General features: G+C 69.3%; 14 protein-coding genes. 6 read left to right on the top strand and 8 right to left on the bottom strand.

The window, feature by feature from the left end; all coding sequences use genetic code 11:
* Nucleotides 1-61 precede the first annotated feature (61 nt).
* Nucleotides 62-547 carry a hypothetical protein gene (locus tag HD599_RS01220; RefSeq protein ID WP_184232898.1) on the top strand — a complete coding sequence of 162 codons (486 nt, stop codon included), beginning with the start codon at nucleotides 62-64 and terminating at the stop codon, nucleotides 545-547.
* Between the two features lie 56 nt (nucleotides 548-603).
* Here HD599_RS01220 and HD599_RS01215 read toward each other — a convergent pair whose 3' ends face one another.
* Nucleotides 604-1,302 (bottom strand): ribonuclease H family protein, encoded by a 699-nt coding sequence (locus HD599_RS01215; protein WP_184232896.1) that lies wholly within the window; start codon nucleotides 1,300-1,302, stop codon nucleotides 604-606.
* An 80-nt stretch (nucleotides 1,303-1,382) separates the two neighbouring features.
* Here HD599_RS01215 and HD599_RS01210 point away from each other — a divergent pair, with 80 nt between their 5' ends.
* A complete protein-coding gene (locus tag HD599_RS01210) occupies nucleotides 1,383-2,015 on the top strand; it encodes a DUF1345 domain-containing protein (RefSeq protein ID WP_184232894.1) in 633 nt (210 codons plus the stop codon).
* Nucleotides 2,016-2,065: 50 nt separating this feature from the next.
* Here HD599_RS01210 and HD599_RS01205 read toward each other — a convergent pair whose 3' ends face one another.
* Nucleotides 2,066-2,653: a TetR/AcrR family transcriptional regulator gene (locus HD599_RS01205; protein WP_184232892.1), complete on the bottom strand. Its 588-nt coding sequence runs from the start codon at nucleotides 2,651-2,653 to the stop codon at nucleotides 2,066-2,068.
* Between the two features lie 73 nt (nucleotides 2,654-2,726).
* Between HD599_RS01205 and HD599_RS01200 the strand changes: the two genes are divergently transcribed.
* Nucleotides 2,727-3,557: an SDR family NAD(P)-dependent oxidoreductase gene (locus HD599_RS01200; RefSeq protein ID WP_184232890.1), complete on the top strand. Its 831-nt coding sequence runs from the start codon at nucleotides 2,727-2,729 to the stop codon at nucleotides 3,555-3,557.
* Between the two features lie 190 nt (nucleotides 3,558-3,747).
* On the opposite strand, the gene HD599_RS01195 is transcribed toward HD599_RS01200, so the two are convergent.
* From HD599_RS01195 to fabG, 3 genes are all read right to left on the bottom strand, one after another.
* On the bottom strand, nucleotides 3,748-4,713 hold the full coding sequence (locus HD599_RS01195) for a malate dehydrogenase (RefSeq protein WP_184232888.1): 966 nt from the start codon (nucleotides 4,711-4,713) through the stop codon (nucleotides 3,748-3,750).
* Between the two features lie 98 nt (nucleotides 4,714-4,811).
* Entirely contained in the window at nucleotides 4,812-6,026 is a 1,215-nt protein-coding gene (locus HD599_RS01190) for an NADP-dependent isocitrate dehydrogenase (protein WP_184232886.1), read from the bottom strand.
* A gap of 114 nt (nucleotides 6,027-6,140) precedes the next feature.
* Nucleotides 6,141-6,905: a 3-oxoacyl-ACP reductase FabG gene (gene fabG / locus HD599_RS01185; protein ID WP_184232884.1), complete on the bottom strand. Its 765-nt coding sequence runs from the start codon at nucleotides 6,903-6,905 to the stop codon at nucleotides 6,141-6,143.
* 110 nt (nucleotides 6,906-7,015) lie between these two features.
* Here fabG and HD599_RS01180 point away from each other — a divergent pair, with 110 nt between their 5' ends.
* The 3 genes from HD599_RS01180 to HD599_RS01170 all read left to right on the top strand — a co-directional run bounded on the left by HD599_RS01180 (nucleotide 7,016) and on the right by HD599_RS01170 (nucleotide 8,398).
* Nucleotides 7,016-7,468, top strand: coding sequence for a GNAT family N-acetyltransferase (locus HD599_RS01180; RefSeq protein WP_184232881.1), 453 nt, complete (start codon nucleotides 7,016-7,018; stop codon nucleotides 7,466-7,468).
* A gap of 12 nt (nucleotides 7,469-7,480) precedes the next feature.
* Complete coding sequence (locus HD599_RS01175) at nucleotides 7,481-7,798, top strand: MGMT family protein (protein ID WP_184232880.1); 318 nt, start codon at nucleotides 7,481-7,483, stop codon at nucleotides 7,796-7,798.
* 189 nt (nucleotides 7,799-7,987) lie between these two features.
* Entirely contained in the window at nucleotides 7,988-8,398 is a 411-nt protein-coding gene (locus HD599_RS01170; protein ID WP_184232877.1) for a hypothetical protein, read from the top strand.
* 65 nt (nucleotides 8,399-8,463) lie between these two features.
* On the opposite strand, the gene HD599_RS01165 is transcribed toward HD599_RS01170, so the two are convergent.
* The 3 genes from HD599_RS01165 to ddaH form a co-directional block, all read right to left on the bottom strand.
* Nucleotides 8,464-10,278: an ABC transporter transmembrane domain-containing protein gene (locus tag HD599_RS01165; RefSeq protein ID WP_184232875.1), complete on the bottom strand. Its 1,815-nt coding sequence runs from the start codon at nucleotides 10,276-10,278 to the stop codon at nucleotides 8,464-8,466.
* Entirely contained in the window at nucleotides 10,275-12,098 is a 1,824-nt protein-coding gene (locus HD599_RS01160; RefSeq protein ID WP_246376060.1) for an ABC transporter ATP-binding protein, read from the bottom strand. Before HD599_RS01160 ends, HD599_RS01165 begins: the two co-directional genes overlap by 4 nt.
* Nucleotides 12,099-12,454: 356 nt before the next feature.
* Nucleotides 12,455-13,666, bottom strand: a complete 1,212-nt coding sequence (gene ddaH, locus HD599_RS01155) for a dimethylargininase (RefSeq protein WP_281381774.1) — start codon at nucleotides 13,664-13,666, stop codon at nucleotides 12,455-12,457.
* Nucleotides 13,667-13,804 lie beyond the last annotated feature (138 nt).

Here is a 13,804-nt window from a genome sequence, read left to right as displayed (position 1 = left end):
TAGGACACCGATAGGTTGGAGGGGCGGGCAACGCGCCCGCACACCGACCCCAGGGAGAATCTTGGCTACCTCACGACGCACAACCGCCTCCACACTGGCCGGCATCGCTCTCGCCGCACTCCTGCTCACCGGCTGCAGCGCAGGGGGGTCCGACGAGGCTTCCGGAGACTCCTCCAGCTCGGCGCCCGACGAGACGTCCGTCGCCGCGGAACCGCAGACCGCCGAGGAATCCTGCGAGATTCTCAAGGCCGGAGTCGAGGACACCCTGACCGAGCTGCAGTCCGGCCTCTCGACGATCCAGACCGACCCCGATGCCGCGGCCGCCGCCGTGACCTCGCTCGCCGCCGCGTTCGGCGACACCGCCGAAGACGTCACGAACGAGGACGTGCGCGCCGTCGCCGACGACGCGACCACCGCGCTCACCGACTTCAGCGCGGTCATCGCCGACTACGCGAACGACCCGACCAACGCCGACCAGACGGTGGTCATGGACTCGGCCACCGCCGTGCAGGACGCGATGGAGCAGCTGCAGACCACCTGCCCGTAAGCGTCTCGACCGACGCGGCGAGCGCCTGCTCTAGACCAACTAGGCGAGCGCCTGCTCTAGACCAACCCGGCGAGCGCCTGCTCGACGCTCACTCCCTCGCGGGAGGCGAGCGCGAGCAGGCGCTCGTGCTGTTGCGGGGTGAGGCGAGCGGTCACGGTGACCGTGGCCGGCTCGTCGGGCTCGTCGAAGTCGAAGAGGGATGGCGCGGGGGCCCGTTCTGGGGCGGGCGCGGCGACCGGCTCGGCGACCGGGGCCCAGGCGACCACGGGGGCCGCGGTGTCGGCGTCGCCGTCGCGCACCCAGCCGGGGCCGCTGTCGACGGGCAGTCCGCGCTGGAACGCTTCGGACGCCGCCCGGGCGCGGGAATCTGCCGCCTCGTTCAGCGGGTGGTTCGCGTGCCCCTTCACCCACTCGAACGTGTACTTACGACCGACGATGGCCTCGTCGATCTCCTTGAGCAGCTCGACGTTCATCACGGGCTTGCCGTCGGCCTTGCGCCATCCCTTTTTCTTCCAGCCCGACATCCACTTGGTGACGCAGTTGATCACGTACTGACTGTCGCAGAGGATCAGCAGGTCGTCGTCGAGGTGCGCGGTGGCGCGGAAGAACTGCAGCACCGCCATCAGCTCGCCCTGGTTGTTCGTGGCGTGCTTCCACCCGCCGGCCGCCCAGCAGCCGTCGTTGACGTACCACGCCCAGCCGGCCGGGCCGGGGTTGCCGAGCGCTGAACCGTCGGCGGCGACGCGGATTGTCATGGTGATGCCTTCCCTCGCGGGTCTCGAAACCCCGCAACGATCAACCCTAGAGTGCCGCACTCCGGTGGTGTAATCAGACCATGATCCGTCGCCACCTCACCGCCACCCGCTTCGTCGAGATGCTCGTCGTCGGCACGATCGCCGCCGTCGCCGTGGGTGCCGCGGGTTGGTGGGAGTTCGCGCCGACCGTCGGCTGGGCGGCCGCCGCGCTCGCCTATTCGCTGCGGGTGTGGCTGCGCCTCGGCGGGTACGACGCCGCGCAGACCGAGGAGCACGCGAGCCGCGAAGATCCGGAACGCGGGGTCACCGACGTGCTGATCCTGATGCTGAGCATCGCCAGCCTGTTCTCGGTCGGCTTCGTGCTCGTGCAGGCGTCGATGGCGCACGGTGCACAGGAGGCGGTGCTCGCCGGACTCGCGGTGGTGAGCGTCGCGCTGTCGTGGATCCTGCTGCACACGCTCTACGCGCTGCGGTACGCGCGCCTCTACTACGCCCACGGAACCGGCATCTCGTTCAACCAGGACGAACCGCCCCGGTACTCCGACTTCGCCTACCTCGCGTTCACTCTCGGCATGACGTACCAGGTGTCGGATACGAACATCAGCAGGTCCGACATCCGCTCGGCCGCCCTCGGCCACGCGCTGCTGTCGTTCCTCTTCGGGTCGTTCGTGCTGGCGACGACGATCAACCTGATCGCGGGCCTGTCGGGCTAGCGCGCGGCCGCGTCGCGCCTCGCCACCCCGCGGCCCGACGGCGAGCACGCCTACGCGCGGATCGTCGCGATCGCGTCGTCGAAGAGCTGCACCGGATCGAGGCTGCCGCCCGACTCGTACCAGGCGTCGATCGTCGCGTCGAGGCAGGCGAGCGCGGCTGCGACCAGTGCGCGCGCCCGCGGGTCCGGTCGCTCCGTCGGCGGGAGACCGAGCCGACGCTGAACGTCGGGGGCGAACAGCTCCTGCCAGCGCAGGTGCTTCTCGAGGTGCCGCGCGCGCAGTGAGGGGGCGTCGTGGTACAGCTGGGCGAGCGCCAGCTCGTCGGTGCTCGGCATGCCGTCGGCCTGCAGCACCATGAATGCCTCGCGCAGGGCCTGCCACGCCGACTCGTCCGCCGGGCGGGCCTCGAGCGCGGCGCGCACCCTCTCGCCCAGCTCGACCGTGTTGCCCAGTACGAGATCTTCTTTGCTGCCGAAGTAGTGGAAGAACGACCGCCGCGAGATTCCCGCCTCGCGGGCGATCTGGTCGACCGTCGTGGCCTCGAAGCCGTTCTCGGCGAACAGGCGCATCGCGGTGGCGGTGATCTCCGCGTTTACCGCGCGGCGGGTGCGCTCACGCAGCGTGGGTGGAACGGGCATTCCCCCACAGTACCCGTTTTGCGCTTAACGCAGCTACTTGCACCCGGTGCAAGGTCGTGCGTATAGTGCAGACATGACCGCAATCGACTTCACCCACCAGACCACCATCGTCACCGGCGCCAGTTCCGGCATCGGCGCCGCGTTCGCCCGCGAGCTCGCCCGCCGCGGATCCGACGTCGTGCTCGTCGCGCGTCGGCTCGACCGCCTGCAGGTGCTCGCCTCCGAGCTCGAGGCGGCCCACGGCATCCGCGCTACCCCGATCGCCCTCGACCTGAGCGCACCCGGCGCCGGCCGCACCCTCGCAGCCGAGGTCGCCGACCGCGGCCTGACGATCACCGGCCTCGTCAACAACGCCGGCTTCGGCACCGACGGCGCGTTCCACGAGGAAGACCCCGCCCGGCTCACCGACGAGATCAACGTGGATGTCGCGAACCTGGTCGACATCACACGCGCGTTCATCGAGCCCCTGCGGGCCGCCGGACGCGGCATCCTCGTCAACGTCGCCAGCCTGGCGGCCTACATGCCGAGCCCGGGCATGGCCGTCTACTCCGCGTGCAAGGCGTTCGTGCTGAGCTTCACCGAGGCGCTCTGGTTCGAGTCCAGGGGCACCGGGCTGCGTGTGCTCGCCCTGTCGCCGGGGCTCACCCGCACCGAATTCTTCGACGCGCTCGACGGCGGCGCCTACAACGGCAGTTACCAGACGCCCGAGCAGGTGGTGCAGACCGCGATGCGCGTGCTCGACCGCGGCGGGCGGCGTCCGAGCGTGCAGTCGGGACGCCTGAACGCCCTGACGACGGCGCTCCCCCGGTTCCTCACGCGCAAGCGGGTCGCGATCGTCAGCGGCGTGGTCGGCGAGCGCTCGGCCGGGCGCGAGGCAGCGCGGGAGGCCGCGAAGGTCGGCTAGCCCGGCGGCGGCGCGGTCGGTCGGGGCTCGCGCGGCGCTGCGTGGCGGTCGCGCGGTGGCTTCGCGCGTAGCCCCCGGTCGCGCGGTGTTTTGTCGCCGACGCGCCTGAAGATTCGGGCGCGCGGGCGACAAAACACCGCGCGAGGTTATGCGAGCGGCGCGGGGGCGGGCGTGTGCGAGCGGCGCGGGCCTAGAGCAGCCCGAGCGCCTCGACCGCGGCGCGCTCCTCGCCCAGTTCGGCGACCGAGGCGTCGATGCGGGCGCGCGAGAACTCGTCGATGTCGAGGCCCTCCACGATCTGCCAGTCGCCGCCGGTCGACGTGACCGGGAACGAGCTGATCAGCCCCGCGGGCACGCCGTACGAGCCGTCCGAGGTGATGGCCGCCGAGGTCCAGTCGTCCTGCGCGGTGCCGAGTACCCAGTCGTGCATGTGGTCGACAGCGGCATTGGCAGCGGATGCCGCAGACGACGACCCGCGCGCCGCGATGATCGCGGCCCCGCGGTTCGCGACGGCCGGGATGTAGTCGCTCTCCAGCCACTCGCGGTCGACGTCGATGCTGTCCCCGTCGACGAGCACGTGCGACAGGTCGGGATACTGCGTCGACGAATGGTTGCCCCAGATCGTGAGGTGCGAGATGGATGCCACGGCGGAATCGGTCGCTTTGGCCAGCCGCGCCACCGCGCGGTTGTGGTCGAGACGCGTCATCGCGGTGAACCGGGCGTCGGGCACGTCGGGCGCGTGCGCGCTCGCGATGAGCGCGTTGGTGTTGGCCGGGTTGCCGACCACGAGCACGCGCACGTCGTCGGCGGCGTTGTCGTTGATCGCGCGTCCCTGCGGCGCGAAGATGGCGCCGTTGGCACTGAGCAGGTCGGCCCGTTCCATGCCGGCGGTGCGGGGGCGCGACCCGACGAGCAGCGCGACGTTCGACCGGTCGAAGGCCTCGGCCGCGTCATCCGTGATGTCGATGCTTCTCAGCAGGGGGAAGGCGCAGTCGTCGAGTTCCATCGCGACGCCCTCGGCCGCGGCGAGGGCCTGCGGCAGTTCGAGCAGGCGCAGACTGACGGGGGTGTTCGGGCCGAACATCGCGCCGGAGGCGATGCGGAAGAGCAGGGCGTAACCGATCTGGCCGGCGGCGCCCGTGACGGTGATTCTCATGGTTCGAGCTTAAGCGGCCCTTAAGCGGGTTGAGCCTATCGAAACCCTCGCGACGTCAGACGTGGAAGGGATTTCGACAGGCTCAACCTCGGCGGGGCTTACGCCAGGCGCGCCGCCAGCGCCTTGTCGAGCGTGTCGAGGAACTCCTCGGTGGTCTCCCACTTCTGGTCCGGTCCGACGAGGAGTGCGAGGTCCTTCGTCATGTGGCCGGCCTCGACGCTCTTGATGACGACGTCCTCGAGCGTGGCGGCGAATTCGGCCAGCGCGGGGTTGTCGTCGAGCTTCGCACGGTGCGAGAGGCCGCGGGTCCAGGCGTAGATCGAGGCGATCGGGTTGGTCGACGTGGGCTTGCCGGCCTGGTGCTGGCGGTAGTGCCGCGTGACGGTGCCGTGGGCGGCCTCCGCCTCGACGACCGATCCGTCCGGGACGGACAGCACGGAGGTCATGAGGCCGAGCGAACCGAAGCCCTGCGCCACGGTGTCGGACTGCACGTCGCCGTCGTAGTTCTTGCAGGCCCAGACGTAGCCGCCCTCCCACTTCATGGCCGAGGCGACCATGTCGTCGATGAGGCGGTGCTCGTAGGTGAGGCCGGCGGCCTCGAACTGCTCCTTGAACTCCGTCTCGAAGATCTCCTCGAAGATGTCCTTGAAGCGGCCGTCGTAGGCCTTGAGGATCGTGTTCTTGGTCGACAGGTAGACCGGGTAGTTGCGGCTGAGGCCGTAGTTGAGGCTCGAGCGCGCGAAGTCGCGGATCGACGCGTCCTGGTTGTACTGCACCTGCGCGATGCCGTCGTCGGGGGCGTCGTAGACCTCGAACTTCATCGGCTCGGAGCCGTCTTCGGGGGTGAACTCGACGGTGAGCTTGCCCTTGCCCTTGAAGACGAAGTCGGTGGCACGGTACTGGTCGCCGAAGGCGTGACGGCCGATGATGATCGGCTTGTTCCAACCGGGAACGAGACGGGGGATGTTCGAGATGATGATCGGCTCGCGGAAGATGACTCCGCCGAGGATGTTGCGGATCGTGCCGTTCGGGCTCTTCCACATCTTCTTCAGGCCGAACTCCTCGACGCGCGCCTCGTCGGGCGTGATGGTCGCACACTTGACGCCGACGCCGTGCTTCTGGATCGCGTGGGCCGCATCGATCGTGACCTGGTCGTCGGTCGCGTCGCGGTGCTCGATGCCGAGGTCGTAGTACTCGAGGTTGATGTCGAGGTAAGGGTGGATCAGGGTGTCCTTGATCGCCTGCCAGATGATGCGAGTCATTTCGTCGCCGTCGAGTTCGACGACGGTGCCTTCTACCTTGATCTTGGACAAACGATTCTCCTCATTGATGAGCCGAGCTGGGTTGCGACAACAAGCCTACTCGCTCTCGAAACTGTCTCGACGTCGAGATACCTGTGGACGAAGGCGAGGGCCGGATGCCGCGGCTCACGCCTTCGGCCCGCCGGCGACGTACAGCACCTGGCCCGAGACGAACGACGCCTCGTCGCTCGCGAAGAACGCGGCTGCCGCGGCGATGTCGTCGGGGGTTCCGGTGCGGCGCACCGGGATCGTCGTCGCCGCCTCCGCGAGGAACGTGTCGAGCGTCAGCCCGAGGCGCTCGGCGGTGCCGCGCAGCATCTCGGTGGCGATGAACCCGGGGGCGATCGCGTTCACGGTGACGCCGAACGGCCCGAGTTCGATCGCGAGGGTCTTGGTGAACCCCTGGATGCCGGCCTTCGCCGCGGCGTAGTTCGCCTGGCCCCGGTTGCCCAGCGCGGACGTGCTGGAGAGGTTGACGATGCGGCCCCAGCGCGCGGCGACCTGGTGGGTCTGCACGGCCCGGCTCATCACGAACGCTCCGCGCAGGTGCACGTCGATCACCGAGTCCCAGTCGTCGTCGGTCAGCTTGAACAGCAGGTTGTCGCGCAGGATACCCGCGTTGTTGACGAGCACCGTCGGCGGGCCGAGCTCGAGAGCCACCCGCGAGACGGCTTCGTTCGCGTCGGCCGTATTCGCGACATCCGCCCCCAGACCTATCGCGTCGCCGCCCGCCTCCCGGATCGCATCGACCGTGGCCTCGGTGTCTTCGGTGCGCAGGTCGAGCACGGCCACGAGGTGGCCGTCGGCGGCGAGGCGCTGCGCGATGGCGGCACCGATTCCGCGGCCCGCTCCGGTGACGATGGCGACCTTGGATTCCGGCGTCCCGCTCATGCGCTGCTCTCCCCACATCGACTCTGCTGTGTGCGCCAACGATCTCACAGCGAAGAGGGCAGTGGAAGTAATCTCGTGCGTTCCCGCCCGCCGCGGGTTAGCCTGTGAGCATGCCTGAGTTGAGACTTGAAGAGTTGTCGGCCAAGACGATCGTGGCCGCAAACGGGCTCACTCTGCGTCCCGGGCAGGAGCAGTTCGTCACCCCCACGTCGTACGCGATCGCCGATGCGTACATCAATCCGAGCACCTCGTGGCCCCGCGTCGTGCTCGACGACGACACGGTCGTCGGCTTCATCCGCGGCAACTTCGACCCGGAGAATCCCCAAGAGGAGTTCCGCAGCTGCGTCTGGCGCATCAACGTCGCCGCCGACGCACAGGGTCTCGGCGTCGGCCGCTTCGCGGTGCTCGCGCTCGCGGACGAGGCGCGCGAGCGCGGCTTCGAACGCCTCACCGTGATCTGGGAACCCGGCGAAGACGGACCGGAGGAGTTCTTCCTCGCGGTCGGCTTCCGCATCATCGGCGAAACCCAGTACGGCGAGAACATCGGCGCCCTGGACCTGTAGGGCGCCGGCTCGATGGCCGCCATCCCGAGCGACGACTTCGTCTCGCGCGTGCTCGACGTCGTCGGGTCGATACCCGAGGGACGGGTCATGACCTACGGCGACGTCGCCGCGGCGTTCGGGTCGCGCGCCGCCCGCGCGGTCGGCCAGGTGATGTCGCACTACGGGCACGACCAGCCGTGGTGGCGCGTCATCCGCGCCAGCGGGCACCCGCCGGTGGACCACGAGCCCGAGGCACTGCAGCACTACCGCGCGGAGGCCACGCCGCTGAAGTGGAGCAACGACGCGTTCCGCGTGGACCTGGCGCGGGCGCGGTACGTGCCCGGTGGGTGAGTAGCGCGGTGGAGCTATGGAAATCGCGCCAGCGATTTCGCGACCCCAGCGCCGAGGGAGCCTGCGACCGAGGTATTCCGCTAACAGGATTTCGACAAACTCAATCCGCGTACACATCATCCTCCCGGCTCCCCCGCGATCAGTCGTCTGACCGATCCGCCGGACGCGGCATCCGCCTTGACTTGACGCATGACCACCGCACGACTCTGCACCGCCGCCCTCGGGAGCGTGGTGCTCGCCGCCTCGCTCGCCGGCTGCACCCTGATCGACGTACTCGCCGCGGGCGAGAAGGAGCAGGTCTTCGCCAGCTACGCCGAGGCGTCGGCGACGCACGAACCCGCGTTCGCCCCGCCCGAGTTCGTGCCCGAGGATGCCGCGAACCTGCGGATCCGCACGGTGACCGACGGGCCGGGCACGATCCTCAGCTACGAGAGCGACACCCCGCCCGCCGGCGACGGGTGCGCGGCCGGCAAGATCGACGGGTCGCCCGCGCTCGACGTGGGCTGGTGGCCCGAGACCATGCCGGGCGACGGAACGGTCTGCGGGTCGTGGACGGTGTTCGTGAAGGGCGAGTTCACGTACGCGTTCGACGGTGGTTGAGCCCCGCAGCGGGTTGAGCCTGTCGAAACCCTCAGGATTTCGACAGGCTCAATGCGCTGTGACGGTCAGACCAGCGACTCGCGCCAGGCCGCGTGCAGCTGCGCGAACCGCCCGGTGCCCGCGATCAGGTCGCGCGGCGTGCCGTCCTCGACGATGCGGCCGTGCTCCATCACGAGAACGCGGTCGGCGATCGCCACGGTCGACAGCCGGTGCGCGATGATGATCGCGGTGCGGTCGGCGAGCAGGGTGGTGAGACCCTCCTGCACGAGCCGCTCGCTCGGGATATCCAGCGACGCCGTCGCCTCGTCGAGGATCAGCACCACCGGGTCGGCGAGGAACGCCCGCGCGAACGACAGCAGCTGCCGCTGGCCGGCCGAGACCCGCCCGCCGCGCTTGTTCACGTCGGTGTCGTACCCGTCGGGCAGCGACTCGATGAACTCGTGCGCGCCCACCGCCTTCGCGGCGCCCACGATCTCCTCGCGGGTCGCCTCCGGCTTGCCGAGGGCGATGTTCTCGGCGACCGAGCCCGAGAACAGGTACGCCTCCTGCGTCACCATGACGATGGCGCGCCGCAGATCCTTGGGGTGCAGCTGTCGCAGGTCGATGCCGTCGAGCGTGACGCTGCCCTTCGACGGGTCGTAGAACCGCGCCATCAGCTTCGCCAGCGTCGACTTGCCCGCTCCGGTCGAACCGACGAGGGCGATGGTCTGCCCGGCCGGGATCCGCAGATCGAATTCGGGCAGGATGACGCGGTCCCGCGTGTACGCGAACTCGACGCCCTCGAAATCGACGGCGCCTTTCGCGCTCCACAGATCGGTCGGCGTGACGGGGTCGGGCACGCCCGGCTTCTCCTCGAGCACACCGGAGATCTTCTCCAGCGCGGCCGCGGCCGACTGGTAGGAGTTGTAGAACATCGCCATCTCCTGCGCGGGGCCGAAGAACTGCCGCGTGTAGAGCAGAGCCGCGAGCAGCGCGCCGATCGCGAGGGTGCCCCCGGCGACGCGCAGGCCGCCCGCCACCAGGATGACCGCGAGCGTCACGTTGCCGATCAGCACGAGCCCCGGGTCGAAGACGCCGAACAGCTGGATCACCTTCGCGTTGACGTTGCGGTACGTCTCGACGAGCGCGCCGAACACCTGCTCGTTGCGCGGCTCCTTGCGGAACGCCTTGACCGCGCGGATACCCGTCATGGTCTCGACGAACTGCACGATGAGCCGGGCCGACGCCACGCGCGTGCGGCGGAACAGCTGCTGCGACTTCTTCTGGAACCAGCGCGTCAGGATGCCGAGCGGCACGAGCGCCGCGAGCAGGATGAGCCCGCTCACGCCGTCGACGAGGAACATCGCCCCGGCGATGAACACCATGTAGAGCGCGCCCTGGATCAGCTGGTTGACGCCCGAGTCGAGCAGCTCCTTGATCGCGTCGAGGTCGCTGGTCTGGCGCGCGATGATGCGGCCCGAGGTGTAGCTCTCGTGGAACTCGAGGCTCAGCTGCTGCGTGTGCAGAAACACGCGGGTGCGCAGGTCGAACAGGATCGCCTGGCTGATCTTCGCCGTGAGCACGGTGTACCAGGCGATGAGCCCGGCGCCGACGACGCCCGCGACGAGATACGCCGCCACGGTCGCACCGAGCGGCACCCAGTCCTGGTCGAGCAGCGCGGGCAGACCCTTGTCGATGCCGTACGCCACGAGGGCGGGGCCAGCGACCTGGGCGGCCGTGCTGACGATGACCACGACCATGGTCAGGATGACGCGCGCCCGTTCCGGGCGCAGCAACGAGCCGAGCAGCCGCAGCGACCGCTGCCGGATCTGCTTGCTCTCCGCCTTGCTGAAGTCGTTGCGCTCTTCGCCCTCGACTCCCTCTACTCCGACGATGCTCACGCGCCCACCTCCTCTTCCGTCTCGTCTGCGATGAATTGTTCGTCGGCCCGTTCCCGCTTCTCCTCGTCTTCGAGATTGGAGATGACGAACCGGTAGTGCTCGTTGGTGGCGAGCAGGTGCGAGTGCGTTCCCACCGCGGTGATGCGGCCCTCTTCGAGCAGCGCCACGCGGTCGGCGAGCGTCACGGTCGACGGGCGGTGTGCCACGATGAGCGCCGTCGTCGAGGCGAGCACCTCGCGCAGCGCCTCCTCGACGCGCGCCTCGGTGTCGACGTCGAGCGCCGACAGCGGGTCGTCGAGCACGAGCACCGACGGCTGGGCGGCGACGGCGCGCGCGAGGGCGAGCCGCTGACGCTGACCGCCGGAGAGGCTCATGCCCTCCTCCCCCACCATCGTGTCGAGGCCGTCGGGCAGGTCGTAGACGAACCGGGCCTGCGCCACGTCGAGCGCGCGCTCAAGTTCCGCCTCGGTCGACTCCGGCCGGCCGAGCAGCACGTTCTCGCGCACCGACGCCGAGAACAGCGTCGCGTCCTCGAACGCCATCGCGAGGTGGGTGCGCAGCTCGGTGCGGGTGAGGTCGCGCACGTCGACGCCGTCGATGAGGATGGCGCCGCCGGTGACGTCGTACAGCCGGGTGGTCAACGCCGTGAGCGTCGACTTGCCCGAACCGGTGATGCCGACGATGGCCATCGTCTCGCCCGGCTCGAGGTCGAGGCGGATCCCGTCGAGGATGTCGGGGCGGTCTGCCGCGGCATCCTGATATCGGAAATGCACGTCGTCGAAGACGAGGCGTCCCCGGGGATCGGTGATCGTCTTCGGGTTCTCCGGGTCGACGATGGTGTTCGGCGCGTCCATGACCTCGAAGAAGCGGTCGGTGGCGGTGCGGGCGTCGAAGGTCATCGAGAGCAAAAAGCCGATCGACTCGACCGGGAAGCGCAGCACGGTAGCCGTCGCGAAGAACGCGACGAGCTCGCCGACCGAGATCTGTCCGTCGGCCGCCAGCCACACGCCGCCGAGCAGGCAGAGCGCGAAGGTGACGTCGGGCACGAGCAGCAGCCAGAGCCAGATGCCCGCGATCGCACGGGCCTTCTCGATCTCGGTGCCGCGCAGGTCTTCGGCCTGGGTCGCGAAGTTCTTCAGCGCGTACTTGCCGCGGCCGAACGCCTTGAGCACGCGGATGCCGTGCACTGACTCCTCGACCGTGGTGGCGAGGTCGCCGGACTGGTCCTGGCTGCGGCGCGCGACGGTGGAGTACTTGTTCTCGAACAGGTAGCCGTAGATCCAGAGCGGGATCGAGCAGACCATAAACGCGACGCCGAGGATCCAGGAGATGTTCACCAGGAACACGAATCCGACGACGATCGTGATGACGTTGACGACGAGCAGCACGATGCCGAACGAGATCCAGCGGCGGATCAGGCCGAGGTCGCTGACGGCGCGCGAGAGCAGCTGGCCGCTGGCCCACCGGTCGTGGAAGTTCACCGGCAGGTCCTGCAGCTTCGCGTAGAGCGCGTTGCGCATGCGCGCCTCGATGTGCGTGCCGGGGGTCAGCACGAACCAGCGGCGCAGCGCGATGAGGATCGCCTCGAGCACACCCAGACCGAGCACGATCGCGAACGCGGGCCAGATCTGCGACTCGTCGCCGGTCGACAGCGGGCCGTCGACGAGCTGGCGCAGCACCTGCGGGATGAGCAGGGCGACGATGCCCGCGAGCAGGGCGGACGCCATGCCGAGGTAGATGCGCGGCAGGGCCGGCTTCGCGTAGGGGTACAGGCGCGCGATCGAGGCGACGGTGCCGCCGCGCTTGGACGTGTGACCCATGGGGGTCGATGATGCAGGCATAAAACAGTCCCAGAGAAATAGGGCGCGACCGCTAGGCGGTCGAAGGGCGGAGAAGGGGGAGGCCGGTCGGAGGACGCGGCCGCGGAATCGGGGCGGGGCTAGGCGCGTGGAGCTAGTGCGGTCGCTTCGCGGTTCCGAGGGCACGGGCAAAGATCTGAGGGCCGTTGGCTGCGGCGGTGGCTGTCTTTGTCATGGTGTCCTCCCGGCGTGTGGGTGTGACGGTCCGCCTGGCACGGACGTCGCTCCCCGGTCTACCCCGCGGATGGCGGACGACCAGACAGCCCTCCAGAATAAGCCGTGAATAACCTGAGAGGCAAGGATTACTTACCGCGGAGTTAGCGCACCCGCACCGAGAGGCAGGTGACGCAGCCCTCGAGCTTCTCGAACTCGCTGATGTCGACCGTGACCACGCGATATCCGAGGTTGCCGATGAGCGCGGCACTCTGAGGTGCGGATGCCGCCATGAGCACCGTATCGGCCGAGAGCACGACCACGTGCGCGCCGCCCTCTTCGGGCACGGCGAGAAAGCGGTCGAAGATCGCGGGGTCGTCGACGAGCGGCGGGTAGCCGATGACGGTGCCGTCGGGTAGCGCGGTCACGGCGCTCTTCAGGTGCAGCACCTTCGTCACCGGTACGGCGACGACGTCGTACCCGCGCGGTGTCAGGATCGCGCGCAGCTGACGGATGCCCTCCCCGTTCGTGCGGCCGCCACGGCCGACGTAGACCGTGCTGCCGACCTTGAGCACGTCGCCGCCGTCGAGGGTGCCGGGCAGTTCGATGCGGGTGACCTCGAGGCCGAGCCCGACGACCGCCGCCTCGGCCCCGACGATCTCGTCACGGCGGTGCTCGGAGCCCGGGCTCGCGATCACCGCGAGGTCGCCGAAGACGATGACCGCGTCCTCGATGAAGACGGCGTCGGCGAGCTCGGGCGCGGGGTCGACCTCGACCGTGGTGAACCCGTGGGCGTCGAGCACACTGACGTAGTTGTCCCACTGCTCGTCGGCGAGGTCGGTGTCGATCTGTACGCGCTCGATGTGCGTCACGACACCGTCGGCGAGGTTCGTCGAGGGCTGGCGCACGAGCGCGTAGTGCGCCGCGCCGTCGCGGGCGCTGGCCGGCGCGTCGAGCACGAGCAGCCAGACGCGTCGGGCGAGCGTCGGCGCCGTGATTGCCGTGGTGAGGAAGAAGACCAGGTTGATGGTCGTGATGGTGCCGAAGAGCGGTCCGAGGATGTCGGGGGTGAGCGTCGCGCCCGCGGCACTGGCGCCGACGAGGGAGCCGATCATTCCCGAGACGACGCCCGTCACGATGCCGGCGCCGAGCGCGGTGTACCAGAGGCGGAACGACCCGAGCGCGGCGAACAGGAACGTGATCACGAACGAGATGAGCGACGCCGGCAGGAAGTACGCGTTCATCTGCGCGAGGCTGTCGGCGGCGAAGCTGTTCGCGATCGAGAAGGCCACGACCGCGGCCACGTGCGCCGTGAGACTCAGGGCAAGGGCGGTGAGTACGGAGGCGACGAGTCGGCGGGTGAGCGAGAAAGGCATGAGGACGAGCGTATCCGCCCCCGGTGGTTGAGCCCGTCGAAACCCTACCCGCCGTTCGTCATTCAGGCCAGATGGGATGCCGCGGCGGTCCGCCCCGCGGAAACCCGGGGACTCCGCGGGCGAGCCGGCCGCGCCATC

The sequence above is a fragment of the Conyzicola lurida genome, from assembly GCF_014204935.1.
Lineage (GTDB): Bacteria > Actinomycetota > Actinomycetes > Actinomycetales > Microbacteriaceae > Conyzicola > Conyzicola lurida.
This window is presented reverse-complemented; position numbering and strand designations above follow the sequence as displayed.

Excerpts from the sequence above, each read along its gene's own strand:
- HD599_RS01210 (WP_184232894.1), top strand. The coding sequence starts at position 1,383 with ATGATCCGTCGCCACCTCACCGCCACCCGCTTCGTCGAGATGCTCGTC.
- HD599_RS01215 (WP_184232896.1), bottom strand. The coding sequence starts at position 1,302 with ATGACAATCCGCGTCGCCGCCGACGGTTCAGCGCTCGGCAACCCCGGC.
- HD599_RS01175 (WP_184232880.1), top strand. The coding sequence starts at position 7,481 with ATGGCCGCCATCCCGAGCGACGACTTCGTCTCGCGCGTGCTCGACGTC.
- HD599_RS01200 (WP_184232890.1), top strand. The coding sequence starts at position 2,727 with ATGACCGCAATCGACTTCACCCACCAGACCACCATCGTCACCGGCGCC.
- fabG (WP_184232884.1), bottom strand. The coding sequence starts at position 6,905 with ATGAGCGGGACGCCGGAATCCAAGGTCGCCATCGTCACCGGAGCGGGC.
- HD599_RS01170 (WP_184232877.1), top strand. The coding sequence starts at position 7,988 with ATGACCACCGCACGACTCTGCACCGCCGCCCTCGGGAGCGTGGTGCTC.
- HD599_RS01205 (WP_184232892.1), bottom strand. The coding sequence starts at position 2,653 with ATGCCCGTTCCACCCACGCTGCGTGAGCGCACCCGCCGCGCGGTAAAC.
- ddaH (WP_281381774.1), bottom strand. The coding sequence starts at position 13,666 with ATGCCTTTCTCGCTCACCCGCCGACTCGTCGCCTCCGTACTCACCGCC.
- HD599_RS01180 (WP_184232881.1), top strand. The coding sequence starts at position 7,016 with ATGCCTGAGTTGAGACTTGAAGAGTTGTCGGCCAAGACGATCGTGGCC.
- HD599_RS01160 (WP_246376060.1), bottom strand. The coding sequence starts at position 12,098 with ATGGGTCACACGTCCAAGCGCGGCGGCACCGTCGCCTCGATCGCGCGC.
- HD599_RS01195 (WP_184232888.1), bottom strand. The coding sequence starts at position 4,713 with ATGAGAATCACCGTCACGGGCGCCGCCGGCCAGATCGGTTACGCCCTG.